14 protein-coding genes are annotated in these 19,951 nt (G+C 41.1%); 5 read left to right on the plus strand and 9 right to left on the minus strand.

Annotated features, from left to right (window positions below):
* The first annotated feature begins 282 nt into the window (after nt 1–282).
* Nucleotides 283–1,887, plus strand: a complete 1,605-nt coding sequence (guaA, locus tag ACMFL8_RS00085; RefSeq protein WP_413189742.1) for a glutamine-hydrolyzing GMP synthase — start codon at nt 283–285, stop codon at nt 1,885–1,887.
* A 344-nt stretch (nt 1,888–2,231) separates the two neighbouring features.
* Entirely contained in the window at nt 2,232–2,918 is a 687-nt protein-coding gene (locus ACMFL8_RS00090) for a DUF2628 domain-containing protein (protein ID WP_240216389.1), read from the plus strand.
* A 368-nt stretch (nt 2,919–3,286) separates the two neighbouring features.
* On the opposite strand, the gene ACMFL8_RS00095 is transcribed toward ACMFL8_RS00090, so the two are convergent.
* The 8 genes from ACMFL8_RS00095 to ACMFL8_RS00130 form a co-directional block, all read right to left on the minus strand.
* Nucleotides 3,287–5,155: a hypothetical protein gene (locus ACMFL8_RS00095; protein WP_240216388.1), complete on the minus strand. Its 1,869-nt coding sequence runs from the start codon at nt 5,153–5,155 to the stop codon at nt 3,287–3,289.
* A 445-nt stretch (nt 5,156–5,600) separates the two neighbouring features.
* Nucleotides 5,601–6,605 carry a YhdH/YhfP family quinone oxidoreductase gene (locus ACMFL8_RS00100; RefSeq protein ID WP_413189743.1) on the minus strand — a complete coding sequence of 335 codons (1,005 nt, stop codon included), beginning with the start codon at nt 6,603–6,605 and terminating at the stop codon, nt 5,601–5,603.
* Nucleotides 6,606–6,671: 66 nt separating this feature from the next.
* The gene (locus tag ACMFL8_RS00105) at nt 6,672–7,652 is read right to left on the minus strand and encodes a zinc-binding dehydrogenase (protein WP_413189744.1); all 981 of its coding nucleotides are present in this window, start codon (nt 7,650–7,652) and stop codon (nt 6,672–6,674) included.
* A gap of 275 nt (nt 7,653–7,927) precedes the next feature.
* Nucleotides 7,928–8,905, minus strand: a complete 978-nt coding sequence (locus ACMFL8_RS00110; RefSeq protein ID WP_210540981.1) for a zinc-binding dehydrogenase — start codon at nt 8,903–8,905, stop codon at nt 7,928–7,930.
* 312 nt (nt 8,906–9,217) lie between these two features.
* Entirely contained in the window at nt 9,218–9,856 is a 639-nt protein-coding gene (locus ACMFL8_RS00115; RefSeq protein ID WP_413189745.1) for a GDYXXLXY domain-containing protein, read from the minus strand.
* Nucleotides 9,853–11,034 carry a DUF4401 domain-containing protein gene (locus ACMFL8_RS00120; protein ID WP_413189746.1) on the minus strand — a complete coding sequence of 394 codons (1,182 nt, stop codon included), beginning with the start codon at nt 11,032–11,034 and terminating at the stop codon, nt 9,853–9,855. Before ACMFL8_RS00120 ends, ACMFL8_RS00115 begins: the two co-directional genes overlap by 4 nt.
* Entirely contained in the window at nt 11,031–12,212 is a 1,182-nt protein-coding gene (locus ACMFL8_RS00125) for a DUF2157 domain-containing protein (protein ID WP_413189747.1), read from the minus strand. Before ACMFL8_RS00125 ends, ACMFL8_RS00120 begins: the two co-directional genes overlap by 4 nt.
* Nucleotides 12,213–12,305: 93 nt before the next feature.
* Complete coding sequence (locus tag ACMFL8_RS00130) at nt 12,306–12,560, minus strand: DUF2798 domain-containing protein (protein ID WP_010197607.1); 255 nt, start codon at nt 12,558–12,560, stop codon at nt 12,306–12,308.
* 295 nt (nt 12,561–12,855) lie between these two features.
* Between ACMFL8_RS00130 and ACMFL8_RS00135 the strand changes: the two genes are divergently transcribed.
* Nucleotides 12,856–13,581 (plus strand): aspartate/glutamate racemase family protein, encoded by a 726-nt coding sequence (locus ACMFL8_RS00135; RefSeq protein ID WP_413189748.1) that lies wholly within the window; start codon nt 12,856–12,858, stop codon nt 13,579–13,581.
* Between the two features lie 198 nt (nt 13,582–13,779).
* A complete protein-coding gene (locus ACMFL8_RS00140) occupies nt 13,780–14,724 on the plus strand; it encodes an alpha/beta fold hydrolase (protein ID WP_413189749.1) in 945 nt (314 codons plus the stop codon).
* 273 nt (nt 14,725–14,997) lie between these two features.
* On the opposite strand, the gene ACMFL8_RS00145 is transcribed toward ACMFL8_RS00140, so the two are convergent.
* The gene (locus ACMFL8_RS00145; protein WP_413189750.1) at nt 14,998–16,041 is read right to left on the minus strand and encodes an NAD(P)H-dependent flavin oxidoreductase; all 1,044 of its coding nucleotides are present in this window, start codon (nt 16,039–16,041) and stop codon (nt 14,998–15,000) included.
* Nucleotides 16,042–16,275: 234 nt separating this feature from the next.
* Between ACMFL8_RS00145 and ACMFL8_RS00150 the strand changes: the two genes are divergently transcribed.
* Nucleotides 16,276–19,878: an ATP-binding protein gene (locus tag ACMFL8_RS00150; RefSeq protein ID WP_413189751.1), complete on the plus strand. Its 3,603-nt coding sequence runs from the start codon at nt 16,276–16,278 to the stop codon at nt 19,876–19,878.
* Nucleotides 19,879–19,951 lie beyond the last annotated feature (73 nt).

Below are 19,951 nucleotides of genomic sequence, written 5' to 3' on the forward strand. Positions count from 1 at the left end.
CCGCTCAATGTCTGGTAATGAGTGTGAGCTAACGATACTAAATCTATCGCATTAAAGCCAAATTGCTTATCATTCGAGCATATCACAATATAAACAAAAATTTTATAGGTACTCGTCATTTGTATAATAAAAAATTATCGTCTTTGGCGAATAATCATCAATATCTACTAATAATTATCGATAACCATCAATAATCGCGAACAATTACGCATCTAATAGCCAATAGAGGGCGTAAACTTGTTAAAATAGGCCACCAATTTATTTATTGATGGACATCGATTTATGACCACTGCCGCTGCCACTTCTGCAATACCGACTATCAAGCAAGATCGCATTCTTATCCTCGATTTTGGCTCGCAGTACAGCCAGCTTATCGCCCGCCGTGTGCGCGATTCTGGGGTGTTTTGTGAGATGCTACCTTTTGATATCGACACTCAGCGCATTACTGATTTTGGTGCCAAAGGCGTCATCCTATCGGGTGGCCCTGAGAGCGTACACGCAGAGAATAGCCCGCGTATCAACGATGCGGTGTTTGATTTGGGCGTACCAGTACTGGGTATTTGCTACGGTATGCAAGCGATGGCAGATCGTTTCGGCGGGCAGGTTCATGCCAGTGATATCCATGAGTTTGGCGCAGCGACGATCAACATCAATGGCACTTCTACCTTGATCGATGGTATCGAAGATGCGGCTGGCACGCTCAATGTTTGGATGAGTCATGGCGATAAAGTGATTGAAGTCCCTGAAGGCTTCGATATTGTGGCCAGCACACCAAGTTGCCCAATTGCGATTATGGCCAATGATGACAAGCAATACTACGGTCTACAGTTCCATCCAGAAGTGACGCATACTTTACAAGGTCAGGCGCTATTGGGTCGTTTCGTTCATGAAATATGTGAGTGCGCAGGCGATTGGACACCAGACAACATCGCTGAGATGCGTATCGCACAGTTAAAAGAGCAAATCGGTGACAAGCAAGTATTGCTAGGTCTGTCAGGCGGTGTTGATAGCTCAGTGGTAGCAGCGTTACTGCACAAAGCCATTGGCGATCAGCTTACCTGCGTATTTGTAGACAACGGCTTACTTCGTTTAAACGAAGGCGACCAAGTCATGCAAATCTTTGCAGAAAACATGGGCGTGAAAGTCATTCGTGTTGATGCAGAAGATTTATTCTTAAACGCATTGGCAGGCGAGTCTGATCCAGAGAAGAAACGCAAAATCATCGGCAAAACTTTCATCGACGTATTTGCTGAGAGTGCGCGTCAAGTCAGCGAGCAGAGCGATGGTAAAGTCGTTGAGTTCTTGGCGCAGGGAACGATTTATCCTGACGTCATCGAATCTGCCAAGTCGCATCAAGGCAAAGCACACGTCATTAAGAGCCATCATAACGTTGGCGGTTTGCCAGATGACTTGGCGTTTAAGCTGATTGAGCCGTTACGTGATTTGTTTAAAGATGAAGTGCGTAAACTCGGTATTACTTTGGGTCTACCAGCAAAAATGGTCTATCGCCATCCGTTCCCTGGTCCAGGTTTGGGCGTGCGTATCCTTGGTGAAGTCACCAAAGAATATGCTGATATCTTGCGTCAAGCCGATGCGATATTCATGGCAGAGCTAGAAAAATCAGGCTGGTATGACAAAACGGCACAAGCATTTGCCGTATTCCAACCGATCAAATCGGTCGGTGTGGTCGGCGATGGCCGCCGCTATGCGTGGGTGATTGCGTTACGTGCCGTTGAAACCGTAGACTTTATGACCGCGCGCTTTGCGCATTTGCCATATGATTTGATCGAGACGGTATCGAATCGCATTATGAATGAAATCGCTGAAGTATCACGTGTGACTTATGATGTGTCGAGTAAGCCGCCTGCGACGATTGAGTGGGAATAAATCATTTAAGTATTCTAAACGGTAACGGTGTTAACCTCGCTAGATGTACAAACACGTACTATCTGCGCTCGGTTGCCTTGTTACCATCTTAGACTACGTAAACTTATCTAAATAGCTTTTCAACTCAGATTTTTTGAATTGATATACAGCTTGTCGTCAATGAAAAAACACTCAACTTGGTTGGGTGTTTTTTATTGCTCAAAATCATCAGATAGTTGCAAATACCCCAGTTTTTTATTGAACATTTGTCTTTATTGTCTATAATATGGTCGACTTTAATCGGTTTTATTTATCATTGAAGTTGAGATAAAACTACAAACTGTTCAGTAAAACTAAGGGATAAGATGCTTTGTAATAACTGTGGTCAAGAAAACTCAAATGAAGCGGTTTTGTGTTTAAACTGTGGACACAATCTGTCTGACATTCAAGGACAAACACCACCACCGTTAACAGCGGTCAATATTTCTAAAGATGCGCAAAGCATGCAAAACACACCATCATCTGACTCTCAGACAGCTGATAGTTTATTAGCAGCCTTCGTTGGTAAAAAGTATGATGATTTCTACCGTAATAAATGGTTTAAAAATCATAAACCTACTTTAAGTGCTGATAATAAAAAAATTAATTTCCAAAGTTTCAATCTAGCTGGTTTTTTCTTGGGCTCTTTTTGGTTTTGCTATCGAAAAATGTATCTAGCCGCCTTTTTAATCATACTTGGTATAACAGTCGTTGATCTAACTCTAATGTATTTGTTGGGCATGGAAAAATATAATATGTTAGGGCAGTCTGTTTTTATAGGAGCATGGGCTGGCCTAGCAGGCGTTTCAGGTAATTACTTTTATCTTAAACACAGTGTTAAAAAAATCACGAAGATTACGGACACTCATGCAGATTCGGCTGTAATTAATGAACAATTAGCCAAGCAAGGTGGCACGTCGTGGATTGGTTCAATCGGTGTTACTCTCTTACTTATATTACTTTCGGGCGGTATAACTTACCTACTTGCGCCTAATTGGTATTGGATAGAGTAGCGGTTTTCACTTTTTACTTAGTAATATCTAGCTGGCATGATATAAAACACTCAACTTGGTTGGGTGTTTTTTTTTGCTTTAGAGTTTTCGGAGCTAATCTCGCTTTCCGCTACTATCTTGTCTGCCCACTAGAGCTGCGACTAAAGCCCGCCGTGTTCCTGCTACCGCGAGACCACGGCAGGCTAAGTCGCTGCAATCTAGTGGTCAAACAAGGATATCCGTTGCAATCGAGGCTAAAACGCAACTTCCCTTGCACTCGAACGAAACAGTGCTTCATTATTTTCTGGCTCAAGCTGAAAAACTTTGAAAATCTAATAATAAACAGCCATCAGAACTTAGTCAAATGCATGCTAACGAAGACTTTATTTCTATTGATATCTCTCAGGTAATGGTGGTCTTTCTTTTCCAATTTTTTCCATAAACTTATTTGCGTCTTTTTCAAGCTTTTTGCTTGAGATATTTTTTGCGAATTCAATAATGCTCTTGGTAAGCTCACCTAGTTTGATAAAGTTGATTAAGCGTTCATGCTTAAGAACAATTCCAAACAATAAATCATAATCTATAGGTAAATAAAAATCTTTCGTGAAATTGTGATACTTAAAATATCTAACATTAATTCTTTGTCTATGAGCGAATTGAATCTTACAGTAATCTCTAAGGATCAACCCGACACAAGTTATTAACTGTTCTGTATTTCCATTATTATATTTCGAAGCAGAGTCTAAAATAGTACCAATAGAGGTAGACAAGGATAAAAAACTATTTGGTGTCAATTGAGTGAGGTTATCTTTAACTAATATGTCGTAATTTTCTGATTGGTTCGTTATCAAGTCATCTATAAAAGAGTTTAATTCATCATCTTTAAAACTTAAAGTATAAGTTTCACCTAGTAACTCCTTTAATATCTCAATAAAATCTTCTCGTTCTATGCTCATATCTAAGCTAGGATTCATGATAATGTGTAGCTCATCAGGAAAATCTTCTAACGGGAGTTTTTCATTCAATTTCTTTTTGCTTAGGGAGTCTAGATTATATTCTAGGTAAGCTTCTCGCCGCACTGGAGAAGTAGAAAGTGAAATAAGGAATTTATGAGAAAGCTCTGGTATGTTTGCAGCTTCAACAATTTGAATCATCGTTGAAGTAATTCTTTTTTTGGACAATAAGTCAAGCATGGTGTATGAGACCATGTTGTTTAGCATGAAAGTAATAGTCTCTATCAGCCTCTTTTTTTGGTCGGTAAGGTGTAGATAATTTAATCCATCGACAAAGTTCTGCACAATTTGAAAAGTGTTGAAAAAAGATTGGTCCTCGGAAAGTATATGGCTAGCGTTTTTGTACACACCAAATAATAGCTCAGGGTAGAATTTCACTAGAGTAAAGTCGTTTAGGTAATTGAAGATAATATCATTTTCTTTTTCGGATATAGTATAAGACTCTAACTCTTCTTTTCTTTTTTTATCTCTCTCATTTGGAGATTCACCGATAGTCGGTATTTTTCGGGTTGCAAAAATAAGAGGAGTGTAAAGATGGAGTTCTTCAGCAGTGATATATTGTTCAGAAAAATTATAAACTGCACTAGTATCAAGCTTTTCTTTATCATCAAAGTACTCTGTTGACTGTGCGATTACAAAACCAATGTTTTCATAGTAACTGTACGGTTTTCCATTATTCCCTGAGTTGGGCTGTGTCCAGGCAGGAAATACTGATTTTATTTCATTTCCATGGTGTTGTATTACTACCTTAATTTTGAGTAGAGGATCACCATTGTTTATATACCCAATAATTTGTCCTGGTTGTGTTTGTCCTTCATCTTCATTTTCTAAAGTTTCTCCTATTAAGCTTACAATTTTAACTTCGTCATAACCTTTTGGGAATAATGTCTTCCAGAGAAAGCCAGATTTATAGTATTCATCAGGATACATGGTTATCCTTGCAGCTTTCCCAGTAAATAACTCCCTAGGTATTTTTAGCGTGATAACTCCATTTCCTAGCTCTCTAGCGTAATACCAGTATTGATGCTTATTGCTATTGAAAAAATGTAAATGTTCTAATTTATTGGAGTGCTTTTTCCTGAATTCAATCCAAGCGTCATAAGTATGTAATCCTCCGCTTATCACGGTCATGTTATCCTGATTTCTAACTGGTCTAATCGAAAAATTTCCCTGCGTAATATGAACGATGGCAGCTTTTGTTAACTTTAGCTTTTCTCCGTTTTTCTGTATAAACTCTTTAATCATTGTGTTTTCCTTCTGTCTTTTTATAATTTGACTAGTTTCTTATAAGTTGCTAATAAAGCTTTGAAGAGAATGATTTGTCTAGAATTTGAAAGAAAAATTTAACTTTCAAGCTATTCTGCTTAATCTATTTCCCAAAGTAGATATTTTAGGCAGAAAAATTTATTTTTTTCCTAATGCTTTCAAAATACAAGCGGTATCGAAACCATTACTAATGCTTTCGATACCGCTTGGTGTGTCATTGGCTGTTAAGCAGTCATTTCTCAATTTAAATAATAGAATTTTCTTATTGTCCTATAGATTAGTTCTTACTATACTACAGGTAAGATTGGGCAACTTCACCTTATCTGAAAATTGAAAAGACAGAATTATTTTGTTTAGGTAAAAAAGGCAGCACCTCAAAAGAGATGCTGCCTTTTTTATAATGCTTGACTGCTAAGTCAAAACCCTAACCCCGCACATTCACCACATAACGCCCAACCGTCTTGCTCGCCATAAAGCGATCTAAGTATTCAGGTGTTTGCTCAAGCGTGATCTCTTCAGCATACTTTTCGAGATCAGGCAGTTTCATATCGGATGAAACACGCTCCCAAACGGCTTTTTTATCCGCCAGTGGAATATAGACCGAATCGATACCGAGTAGGGATACTGCACGAGTGATAAACGGCATGACCGTCATCGAAAACTCAGCGCCACCTGCTAAACCACAGCTAGTCACTGCGCCGCCCGCTTTGGTTTGCTTGAGCAAGTTTGCTAAGTAATCGCCGCCTATGGTATCGATAGCGTTCGCCCACAGTTCACGACCAATAGGTTTGCTACCGATTTCATTGATGGTATCGCGATGACGCACTTCGCTCGCGCCCAATGTTTTTAAATGCTCGCTTTGCTCTGGCTTACCTGAGAATGCAATGACCTCGTAGCCCAACTGCTTCAATATCGCGATACTGATGCTGCCCACGCCGCCCGTTGCGCCTGTGACAGCGACTGGGCCATCGCTTGGTTTTGCGCCCATTTTTTCTAACTTTTGCACACTTAATGCTGCGGTTAGGCCGCCCGTACCGTAAATCATCGCTTCTTTTAATGTCAGCGACGACGGGCAGGGGAGCGCCCAATCGGCAGGGATAGAAATCATCTGCCCCAAGCCACCATCGGTATTCATGCCGAGATCATAGCCAAAGACCACGACTTCTTGCCCCTCTTTAAATGTGCCAGACTTATCACTGACCACGACGCCTGCCGCATCGATACCAGGTGTGTGCGGATAGTTTTTAGTGATTCTTTTATTACCTGATGCTGACATCGCATCTTTGAAATTCAACGAAGAGTAATGGACTTCGATCAACAGATCGTTCTCAGGTAAATCGCTGACGTTACGGGTTTGGATGCTTTTTTTAAATTCACCGTCGCTGGTTTCTTGGACGACTAAGGCTTTAAAGGTTTTATTATTAGACATGATACTATTCCTATTTTATTGCTTTTGTATTAAATGTACTTTAAACGAATCTCTTAAACGAGTAGCTTATGGTTTTAACAATACTTTGCCTTTTTTGCCAGATTGCACCTTGCCAGATACCGCTTCTTTAATATTATCCAACGTATAGATGCCGCCTGTTGGTAGCTTTAATTTACCGCTAGCGGCGCGCTCGATAAGCTCTTTTATTAAACGGCTTTTATTATCTGCATCCATCTTTTGCATTAATGCACCGCCCCAAAATCCTTTGAGTGTCGCTTGTTTAAAGATTAGATGAGTCGGATTGAGCGCGAGTGGCTGACCAGACATCGCACCCACTGCTGCTATGATGCCACCATGACCGAGCAAGCTTAGTAAGTCACCACCAGACTGACCGCCGACAGAGTCGACCGCACCGCTTATTTTTGCATCGCCGATAAGTTGACGGACTTGATCTTTCCAGTCGTCATCATCGCTCACCACGTTGTTTTCGGTGATACCAATCTCGGTCAGCTCGTTTGCTGACTCTTTACTACGCACGACGTTGATGGTATTGATACCGCGCTCAGCTGCCAACATCGCAAGCGATTCACCAACTGCGCCATTGGCGGCGTTTTGAATGACCCATTGACCTTTTTCTAGTTCTAAAAACTCAATGAGCATCAAGGCGCTCATCGGCATGGCAATAAGCTGCGCGGCCATTTCATCATCGATGGCGTCCGGTATAGGGATGACGCTGCTGGCAGGCGCGGTGAAGTACTCGGCCCATGTGCCTTCGACACCGGTGACCACCACACGTTGACCCGCTTGCATACCTTTGACGCTAGTGCCGATAGCATCAATAGTACCCACGGCTTCGCTACCAGCAAGAGCGGGCAGTTTTGGCTTGGTGCCATATTGGCCTTGGATAGTGATGAGGTCGTGGTTATGTATGGAGGATAAAATAGTCTTGATACGGACTTCGTTTTCTTTTGGCACTGGCATTGGGCTGTCAGTGATCGTTAGTACGTCTGACGGTTTGCCAAATTCGTTGTAGGTTACGCTGCGCATACTTATATCCTTTTTTATTGTTAGATAGCTATCGTTAATTATTAATCTTTAAATGATGGTGATTAATCACTCATCAACCTTAACAAGTAGGGCTTGATACCCGCAACCTGACTTTGGTAAATGAACGTTGCCCGCTGTTTATCAATATACTACTAGGTAAGTTATAAGCGGTAAGCTATAAAAAACTGTCATAAAAAATGGCAGCGCTCTCACTGTAAAGAACGCTGCCATTATCAATAAAAGTAAGGCTGGCTAAATGACAAGTTAACGACAGTTTAAGGTTTTAGCAGTACTTTACCTTTTTTGCCTGACTGCAATTCGCCATCGACCGCTTTGGTGATATCTGCCAAATCAAAAGTGGCTTCGACCGGTAGCTTTAATTTGCCATCGACCGCCCGTTCAATGAGCTCATTTACTAGACGCTGCTTATGCTTCACGCTCATCTCTTGGCTGAGTTTGCTGCCCCAGAAGCCTTTCATTATGGCTTGTTTAAAAATCATATCGGTAGGATTGATGGCCATAGGCTTACCTGACATCAGACCAAAAGAGGCCAAAGTACCATAATGACCTAGCAAGGATAATAGCTCGCCACTGTTCTCACCGCCGACGGAATCAACCGCTGCACTGATGGCTTCATCACCGACGATATGACGGACTTGATCCTGCCAGTCTTCGTCTGAGGTATTGATATTGTTTTTGATCCCCAACGCTTCCAATTCTTTTATTGCGTCACTGCTGCGCACCACGTTAATGGTTTTGATACCGCGCGCCGCTGCCAGCATCGCAAGCGACTTGCCGACCGCGCCATTAGCAGCGTTATGGATGACCCATTGACCCGGTTGTAATTCTAGGAATTCAATCATCATCAGAGCGCTGAGCGGCATCGCGATAAGTTGCGCGGCCATCTCATCGTTCAGACTGTCGGGTACAGGAAATATCATATCGGCTGACGCTACGAAGTATTCCGCCCACGTCGCTTGTACGCTCGCCGCTGCCACACGCTGTCCGACTTTTAAGCCTTTGACTTCACTGCCAACCGCATCGATGATACCAACTGCTTCAGAGCCACCAATCGCTGGCAATTCTGGCTTGAAGCCGTACTGACCGCGAATAGTGAGCAGGTCATGGTTGTGAATGGAGGCGAGGGTGGTTTTGACACGTACCTCATTGGCTTTGGGTTCTGGAGTAGGACTGTCGCCTAAACTGAGGACTTCTGTTGGTTTGCCAAATTCGTTATAAGTTGCACTACGCATAAGGTATTCCTTTATTTATTTTTGAGTGTAGTCAATCCTATATAAATCAGATACAGCGTCAGGCTCGCTTAGTCTAATACTTGTAGTACTTTCACTCGCCTTTCTTGTATCCAAATTATGTTGAATCAACTATGTTTTTTTGATTATGTATAGGGATTGGTCATGGCTGCTAGGGCATGTCTTCATATTAAAAATGAGGATGCGCCCTAGTCATAAGCCAAGATCTACAGTAACAAGGGATGCTTAAGTACCTCAATATTACTTTGGTTAAGTGATGTTGTCGGTTACTCTTATTTGAATGTTCAACACACCCTAACCTTGAGGATTATTTTGTATTGCCTTATTTTCAACACTCTTAACTTCAGGCTCAATCATTTTAAATGTTCCATCAACCATATCTGTGAGTAGCGGCTCGCCCTTATCATTCACGCGAAACAATCCATACTCTGCCATCTCAAACGCTTCGGCGTGACCTTTTTGAAAGAAGAAAGCGTTGGTCGCCAGCTTCAATTTGTTATTGCGCACGCGATAATGAAGCGCCATTTCATTCGATGCTACATTGTCCGGCTTAGCATCGACTAAACGGCTAAATTTACCGACGTTATTTTCATCTAAAGTGACGATGACGTAGCCTTCACTAGCATCAATATAGTATTCGTTTTCTGGAAGCCTCTCGTTTAGTTGGTCAAACACATCACGCTCTAACGCATAGCTTAAGGTCATATAATCGCCTTGCATAAAGCCGCGCGGATCAATGGGCGCAAGCTCTAATAGCACGGTATCGCCAGTAGCCAAATGGGTCTCAAACTTTGCGACATTAATGGTCATTATGGCTAATATTGTTATCAAACCCAGTAGCGCAACGCCGATGGTGAATGTACGCTTTTGCCACCATGGTAGCGGCTTGGCTACAGACTTTTGCCCTAGCAATGAATCATTTTTTTTATTCATGACAAGTGCTCCTTCTCGTTAGCCACTGTCCGTGCTTCGCCACTTTCTTTGCTAATCGCACAATAACGTTTTATGAGTAACCAACGCATCAGTAGTAAGCCGATACCGATGCTTAGCATAGAGGCGGATTTGACCAATAAAGAGGTATCGAGCTGATAGTAATACCAAAAGATATAGCCGACTAATGCCGCAATGCCGAGCCCTAATAGCACGCGCTGACTGTTGGCAACCGCGATGACGATGATAAGGCTAGTCGTCAGCAATCCTGAGACATAAATCGACATAACGCCCAATATAGCGATGGCGAAAACAATGATGAATCCTGCCGCTGATAGCAGTTTGACTTGATAGCGCTTAAGGATAAGCAAAGCAGCATAAAGGCTGGCGAGCGTCAGTAAACCTTGTGCGAGGTAGTAATTATAGCTAAAGGTGTCGCCATAATTATCAAGGCTATCAAAGCCGCCTCCATATTCAGCGGCGATAAAGTAGACCGAAATGCTGAGCAACATCAAAGCGCTGGCGTAGGAGAGCGCTTTGCTAATATCAAAGGCCGCCAGCCGCCATTTAATAGGGATTCGCTGTAATATTGAATAGCGTTGTAAGTTGGCAACGGCAGTCATAAGCGCCAGTAGCCCTAAGCTTAACTCCGGCAGGTGATAGAAGTTGAGTAGATAGATTACACAGCCCAGCGCTACCATAGCGCTTAATAGGCGGTAAATAAAATTGGGCATGACGATGGTCATAAACAGCTGTATAAGTAATAGGATGATTACATTTACGGGCTGTTCAATCTCATTAGTCAATAAGGCAAAGGCGATATAACCTTGACCAGCGATAGTAATCGCAAAGGCTAAGCTGTTCCAGAATGGGCTATGACGTAAATGGGCATTATAAAATAAAGACCAGCCAATAGCGCTCAATATGCCGCCAGTAACCAATACCCCAATGATACTGTCAAAAATCTCAGTCTCAAATAATATTAACGTCAAAAATCCAATGAATAATAAACTGGCAAATATCCCACTAAGACCAAAAAGGATGTTGATAAACCAAGGGGTATGCTCTTCAGATTCAGTTTGGTTTAACAAGCTATCGTTCCCATTTTGCTCGTTAATAAACCCGTGCTGCTGTAATAGCAAAAGGCTACGACGTTGCTCATCGTTCATATCATTAGTCATAATTGCTCCCCTTTAACGGTGGTATGGGGCACATTGTTCTCGTTTTTAAGACGCGCAACTTTGCGTAGCCAGACGACGGCATAGGAGCTCATACCGATCAGTACCAGCCCTAACAATAAGAAACCGCCAGCGTCAAAATCACTCAGCAGTGCTTTGCCTAAAATAAAGACAACAACCGCAATCACTGAGCCTGACAAGTAAGTTAATATCAGCAAATCAGTCGTACGCTTGCGGAACCGCCAATGCATAAACACACACCAACCTAGCCACAAGGAAACCGCGACTAAGAACAGCAGAATATTTTTATTATCAAAAAAAGTGCTTATCGTCAGATAAGTGATGGTATACGTACTGAGTAGACCGACGACATAGGTACTCCAATGTAGGCTGGATTTGGCGGCAGTATGGAGAGTAGTTGAAGAATTGAATTTGCTATTGATAGCAATGTCAGTAGTAACGCTAGAAAGGCTTAAATTAGACGTCTTTAAATTAGATGGCTTTAAATTAGATGGCTTTAAATTAGATGGCTTTAAATTAGAAAGCCCTGAATCACGTTTGTCTTCAAAGCAGATCAGCCATAAATAAAAAGCGATAACATTAATAACTGTGATTAAGGTGAATTGCCAAAAGTCTTGGTAATAATAATCTATGCCAAAAAACAATGACGTATCGATATAAAACAAAGTGACAGTATTAATCAGCCCAAGCCACAGCAGCCACAGCGCAGGGAAACGGGCGATGATGACCCACGGCAAGATTAATACTGCCCAACCAAAGAATAGCTGCCATGTATCCGCACCAGTCTGATACACCTGCCCAAATAGCGCCAATAAACTACCCGTAATAATACTAGCGATGAGCAATAACAACTGCCGAATAAAGGCAAAGCGCTGACGAAAAGACAGTGCTACATAAAGCGCGATAGTAATGGCCAAAGCGCCTTCGACTAAGGCGAACTTGGCTAATTTACCCATGTATAGCCAGTTATAGGCGATAAAGAAAACCAGCGAAAGTACCAACGCTATCCCACCGACAATCAAAAGCGCTTTATCAAAAAATTGCAGCCATGTGCGCTTACTGGGATAAACGTCTAAAAGTAGGGCTGCGGTATCTGCCTTTTCTGTAGGAAGTGTACCTTGGTTGAGCAACTGCTCGATTGTACGCCTTGATTGAGTCATAGCGCCCTCTATATAAAAACGGTGTGGCTTATCTTAGCTGTTTTTATATGGTAGGGGTGGACTTAAGTTTAAAATTCATCTTGCTCGTTTAACTTAATAAAACTCAATTTTACTCAATACATGCTCTTGCACTAGGTAGGCACAGATATAAGCGCTTGGCCACGCAAAAACAAAGGCCAGTCCCCACGAGTGCAGTAGCTCCATAAAGAAACCATCTATAAAGCCTACTTTGACCAATATCAATGCCGTCGAGATAATGAGCGACATCATCATCGCCATCAAACCCGTAAAGATAAGTCGGTAGTACTTACGGCGCGTGCGTATTCTAATAGTGGGAAAGTTGGCCATAGTATTCGGTTGTCCTACATGGTTATCGCGATGTTCAGCCTATGATGCTGGCATATATTATGTATATAATTTTTAGATGATCAATGATCATAACTGACAAAGCAGTTGGCTATCAGCGTTTATCATACTCTGTGAAATCGAGCGGGTAAAATCGTTATTACTCATCTCAAAGTTCGCCATATCTTAACGACCCTAATGTTTATCTTAAGAAAGCATTTTTTTAAAAATTAGCAGGCTTTAGTATGCTGTTTTTGCTAAGATAAAATCGATCACCACACATAAATAAGGCAGTAAAATGACCGCTCAAAAGCAACGACACTCTCAACAAAAAACCTTAGGGATCATCGGTGGTATGAGTTGGGAGAGTACCGAAAGCTATTATCGTCTGATTAATGAAGGGATAAAGGATAAGCTGGGCGGATTACATTCAGCAGATTTGCTCATACATAGCGTAGACTTTGGGCCCATTAATGAGCTCCAAGAGCAAGATGAATGGGCTGAGCTGGGTGTAATAATGGCCAGTAGTGCTCAGCGTCTACAAGCCGCTGACGTAGACGGGATAATGATTGCTTCTAATACGATGCACAAATTGATCGATGACGTGCAAGCCGTGACCAGTGTACCCGTGATTCATATTGCTGATGCGACGACTGACGCTATCAAAAAGCAGAAGCTAACTAAAATCGCATTATTAGGTACGCAGTTTACGATGACCCAAGATTTTTATAAACAGCGTTTAATCGATGCAGGTTTGCAAGTGTTGATACCAGAGAGTGATGAGCGCGCAGAAGTACATCGAATTATCAAAAAAGAGCTATGCGTCGGTCAATTTAAAGACAGCTCACGCCAGTATTATAGCCAAGTCATTAAAGATTTAGCCGCACAAGGGGCAGAAGGCGTGATATTAGGCTGTACTGAGATTGGCTTACTTATCAAAAAAGCCGATAGCCCGATACCAGTCTTTGATACCACTGCCATTCATGCGGCAGCGGCGGTAGCATTCTTGCTGGGCGAAGACTAACGCATTTCCTCCACTCGCTTATTTAAAACACTATCAATTGCATAGAACATTGTCGATTGAATAAAGTAGATACCTTAATATCCTCGTTGTCGTAAAAACATTGACTTGCGCGTAATCATAAACCAATTTGCCATAAATGGGCTTATGCTAAGATTAAGTATTCAAGATGTTTTGCCAACCATAAACGAGGATGTTTCAATGACATTACTGCGCACGAGTTTAGCTGCTCTACTGACTCTTTCTGTCGTGGGATGTACGACGCCCAATAGTTTTACCGTCGCCACGACCCAAAAGATCGTACAGTATGAGCGCAATAAATCAGACCTTGAGACCAAAGCTATGACGCTGGCATCTGGCGAGCAGATGACTTATTTAGAGGGCGGCAACTTAGCTGGCGAGCCTTTATTATTGATTCATGGTTTTGGTGGTAATAAAGACAACTTTACCCGTATCGCCGATAAATTAGGAGATTATCATCTGATTGTCCCTGATTTACTAGGTTTTGGTAACTCTAGCAAGCCATCAGAGGGAGACTACCGCGCAGATGCTCAAGCAAAGCGCCTGCACGAACTACTACAAGCCAAAGGGTTGGCATCCGCTATTCACGTCGGGGGCAACTCGATGGGCGGTGCTATCAGTGTCGCCTATGCAGCGATGTATCCTAATAGTGTCAAAAGCCTATGGTTATTGGACAGTGGCGGATTTTGGTCAGCCGAGACGCAACGAGAGTTCAAAGCATCAGACCTTGATAATAGCCCGTTATTGATTGACAACACTGAAGAGTATTTTGCGATGTATAAGACGGTCATGTACAAGCCGCCTTATGTTCCCAAAAGCGTGCAAGCGGTCTTTGCACAAGAAAGCATCGCCAATCGGGCGCTAAATACTAAGATACTCAAGCAGATCATCGAAGACAATGTAGAGGCACGCGCCAAAGTGGTCGCTCAATACAACATCCCGACGCTAATCGTTTGGGGAGAAGAGGACAAGGTCATAAAACCTGAGACTGCTAAAATAATGAGCGAGCTGATGCCACAAGCACAGGTCATCATGATGTCGGAAGTGGGTCACGTGCCGATGGTAGAAGCGGTGGAAGATACGGCGAAAGATTATAAGAAGTTTCGTGCAGGACTAAAAAAGTAGTGATTTAGAAAAATTGTGCTCAAAAAAAAGGAACACTAGAATCAATGTCTGGTGTTTCTTTTTTTGTTTAGGGTAATAATTTGAGTGATTTGACTATATCACAGAGGCTACGAAAAATTCATCCCAGTCGCACTGCATCTGTTTTAAAGTGAATCCACTGGATATAGTGAGGCCTGAGATTTAGCTATTGTAAGCTGGGTTTTTAACCCTGAAAAGCGTTAAAAAATGGCAAAATTAAAATGCTGGATTAGAACCTAACTGACGTCAATCAAACTATAGCGTTTTCACCAAGCGCTCTAACAACTCAATCGTTCTTTCTTGTCTGACCAAGGCGACCCCTTGTCCTGCCCATAAAGACTGATGCTCTGGGTCAAGATTATTGGTCGCATGGCCACGTAAAACTTTGGTCATCGCATTTAATTGTGGGTAAGGCGGCAGCTCATGCGCGCTTTCAAATTGCGCAAAGTCACGCAGATAATCGTTTAATAAACCACGTGCCTGCTTACCTGAAAACAGCCTCGTCAAGCGTGTCTCAGCACTGCGTTTATCTTGACTGGCATCGAGCAGTGCTTGCTTATAAATATCATTGATACCGCATTTATCGGTGGTCAAAAAAGCCGTACCTATTTGTGCCAGCTCAGCACCGGCTGCTTGAATCGCTTTGATGGCTTGCCCAGTCATGATGCCACCTGCTGCGATTAACGGAATATCGGTACATGCACGCGTTTGACTGATCAGCGTCAATAATCCCAATGGATCATTTTCACTTTGCGCTAACCAACCACCACGATGTCCACCCGCTTCGACCCCTTGTACACATACCGCATCTGCACCAATATCGGCCCATGCTTTCGCTTCTAATGGATGATTGGCAGTACCGATGACGCGCGTGCCTAGACTTTGCAGGCGCTCAACTTGCTCAGCGCTAATAATACCAAAGGTAAAACTGGCGACAGGGACAGGATTGTCATAGAGCACTTGTAGCTGCTCTGCAAAGTTTGGCGCTGGGCGCTCAGGTAACGCCATGTCTATATCATTTACTTGATAGTATTGACTTAGCCAAGCGGGGATTTCGGTATCAAAGGTGCTCGACTCGTGCTCAGATAACACCATTAGGTTGATCATAAAAGGGCGATCGGTGAGCGATTTAAGGCTATTAATGTGCTCATGCAAAACATCTGGTGCCGTCGTCCCACTCCCTAACGACCCCAGTCCACCGAAATTACTGACCGTTGCCGCCAGCTCAGGTGTGGTTGCGCCTGCCATGGGCGCTTGAACGATAGGGTAGGTTAAATCAAGGGTGTTAAGTAAGGTCATGACGGGCTTCCTTTTTATTTTATTAGAATTTTTATCTAACTTACTTTAACAGAGGAAAGCGATGAGCGTGTTGGATAGTATTTATTTAGTTAATAAATAGGAGGGGTGGATTTTGGCTATAGTTAAAATAGTTGACTATGGATCTGTAGCTAAGTGATTATATTAATCTACTTTTAGGAAAAGGTTACAATAATTGGGTAATATGATACTAACAAAAATCATGGATAGTATGCAATGAACACAACTCAAGCTTTAGCTGAAATAACAGATGCTGGACTATTTGAAAAGATAGCAACTTCAGTGCTGCGTTATGCTGAGCCAGAAATCTACGGAAGTGTGTCTCATCAAGGCGTGAATCCTCAAGGAAAAACGGTCAAAGCACCACTAGATAACGTTGGGTGGCGTCATACTGAAGTAGATGAAACGATAGTTTGTATTGCCCATACGACTACCTCTAAAAGCGACTTAGAAAACAAATGGCTACGTGATTTGGATAAAGTTAAACCTAGAAAACAAGGAGGTAACCCGACAGGAACGGATGGTGACCTAGTAAAAGCCATCAAAGAAATTAATGAAATCAGAAGAACTCATCCAAATATTAAGGCTCGTCTTGCTCTAGCTATAAATTGTGAAGAAAGTCAAGATTTAAGAACTCAAGTACAAATACTGGCCTCAAATCATGATATTGAGTTAGATATTTGGTCTGTATCAAGACTGGCTGGATTTTTAGATACACATCCTGATGGTCAAATAATAAGGAGGAATAGTCTTGGTACAGCACCGATTAGGCTATCAAAACAGTTACTACTAGAAATTGGTGAAAAAAGCCTATCAAATCTTAAATTTGATGCTGAGTTGTTTATTGAAAGAGACTTTAAGCCCGTTTACCAAAATACATTAGTCGTAGGTGTTTCAGGTACAGGTAAAACGACTCAATGTATTAATGTATTAAATAAGTACTTAAGCCATCAAAAGCCAGTATTGGTACTCTCAGATAGTACAGTTAACCAAGCAGTTTCTATTGAGGAAGCCGTCGATATTGAGTTGCATCGTTACGCTAATGAATTAATACCTCAATCAGGTCTTCAAGCGTTAGAACTATGCTCGATTGACGAACCTTTAATGATATTAGTAGAAGATATTAATCGTTCATCAGATAGCGCAAGACTACTGAGGAAGTTGATAGACTGGTCAAATAGTAATGTTAATTTCATTCTGCTCTGCCCAGTGTGGCATAGGTTAATTGCTAGCTTGAGCTTTGAGGAAAGAAAAGGTTTGGAGGCGTATTTCAAACTTGAATATTTAGAAAGCTATAATGAAGATGAAGCGAATAGAGCAGTAATTGCAAGAGCAACTCAGGAAAAAATACAGCTCGATGGGCTATCCGCAGCAAATATTGCCCAACAACTAGGTTATGACCCACTGCTAATCTCACTAGCAAACTTGGCTGAATTTCATGAAAAGTCTAATGTTATTGCAGAATATGTTCGTAAAACTCTCCAGTCTATTGCTACTAGAAACGACTTGTTAGCTTATGAAGTAGAAGAGGCAATTGATGAATATGGATTACATCTATTTCAGAACAAGAAGGTACAAGGAGAGTCTCGAGATTTAAGGGCTTTATCCCAAAGCTCACAAAACGCATTTAAGCAAATTTTAATGGATGGTCGTTTATTTAGACAAGCCTTTGAAAGTTCAGATGACGCTATTATGTCACGGCATGACCGCCTTAACTTTTACATTATGGCAAAATCTATAGTGAGTTATCTAGAAGATGATAGCTTTGACTTAACAGATCCTTACTTTGCAGAAATTATAGGTATCTCTTGTGCTTTAGCAGGTCTTAAGAAGGATAAGTTATACGACATTACTATTAAGAACAGTCTTGTGGCATTTCATTGCTACGCATTCTCTGCAAAAACTAATACCTCTTACTTAAATAGCGCAATTAATAACATCAAACAATGGTTAGTAGTATCTGAGCATCAGTCTGACTTGTATAGCGCTCAACTATATAAATCGTTAATCATTTTAAATGATGTGTTGCATCCTTCAGTAGATGATATTTTGAAATTATATAACGATAGACATCATAACCAAATTTTCTACCAAATTAGCTTCAAGCAGGGAAACTTAAATAATGGATTAAGATGGATATCGACCCACCATTTTGATACAAATGTAACGGGTGAAAAGCAGGTTATTGATCATGTTCTCAATAAATATGGAGAAAGTTTAGTACAGCAGATTTGTGAAAGTTTGATAGATGAAAATATTAACTATCATACAAAACATCGATTATTGCGGTTGATTGGCTATACTGAAAATACTATTTTTGCAAATGCTGTCAGAACAGCATGGCGATTTATACCTGATGATAAAAAAGACTATCGCCTATTTTTTTGGGCTGCTGCTAGAGTGTGTGACGATGACCCAGATTCACTACTAGAACCCATGTTTGACTATTGGGAAAATTTATCAGATGAAAAAAATGAGTATCATTCTACGGATAGATCAAACTTTGCTGCGCATGGCTTAAAGTGGAAATTTAGAGAACATGTACCTTATAGGTCAATTGCTTTTATCCTTAAAGAAGCAGAAAAGAGAGATAGCTTGAATTTTTACATTTTGTATATGCTCAATGAGGTTGATCATCCTGATGTCTTAGAAGCACAAGCAACGCGCTTAGCTAATAGTAGACGGCAAGGGAATTATATGCCAAGTGCGGTATTAGACACATTATCTAGAAATTCTGAAAACGGAAAAATACTTTCAATCGAAAGTAAGGAAAAATTGTTATCTATTTCTGAAAGTTTAGAGGGTGACGACTTCCTAAGAAAGAGTGCTTTTAATTTATGGGAAATGAGTCCACATCATGATGATTTAATAGTGTTACAAGACATAGCTAACAGCGATATTCGCTTTGAAACCGCATTAATGGGTCGAGCAAAACGACAGGATACGACAGCTGTTGCTCAAATAATAGAGAAAATAAATGAAAACCCTAGCTATTGGTGGCAAGCTGCACGTTATTTTTGGCATAAAGATTTTGAAAAATTACTTGAGGATAGTGTTGCAAAAATCGATGAATCATCAGATTTAGAGATATTTTGGATCATAGACGAATTGTTTGAGAAAATAAAAATTCAAGAGGCAGAGTCTTTGTTAATTAAATATTGGAATAATCTGTCAAGCCACTCAATGTTCATCCAAATAGCTCTAATGATTGCAACGCCTAATTTACAAAACTTAGTAGCTAAGAAACTAGAGAATAAAAGCAATGTTGAAGAATATTTTATGCATGTTAGACATACTTTGGGAGTCAGAACTAGAGGTAGGAAAGGTATTCACCGTTATGAACAGATGAAAGCAATAGAGCCATACTTTGAATATTTGGATGAGAGTTTTCTTTTCGATTGCGCCATTATTTGCTTAAAGGAAAACTGGCAAAATATTCATCAAAAACTTAAAACTATGATAAAAGATGAAGGTTATAGAAGAGTAGTGGTGATCAGTGTCAAAGATTTAGAAGAGTCTCGTCTTGCTGAAACTTCTTTTGATGAAAGAAAAGTATCTTTTTTTACGTACAACTGGATAAACTCACAAAAAAGATTCGGCTGGTCTCATAAGAAAATAGTGGATGCCTTGCTTGATTGGTTTAAACAATATCAATCTGAAAAAGCTCTGGAGGTTGTTAGTAAGCCATTGTCGGAAAGTGGTAGACGCTCAGATTACATAGCTTTAAAAGGTATTTTGCAGAATATGGATAGCCTTTCGAATGAAGCAGATGTTTTAAGTAAGCTATATTTCAACATTTACTCTCGGTCACTAGAGTGAGTAAGGTGTGCTGATCGTACCCTATCTAAGATTCAAACCATTAGAAAGCACGACCTATTAAACAACTAGAAAT

The organism is Psychrobacter sp. AT9, assembly GCF_047272965.1.
In the GTDB taxonomy this organism is placed as follows: Bacteria; Pseudomonadota; Gammaproteobacteria; order Pseudomonadales; family Moraxellaceae; genus Psychrobacter; species Psychrobacter glaciei.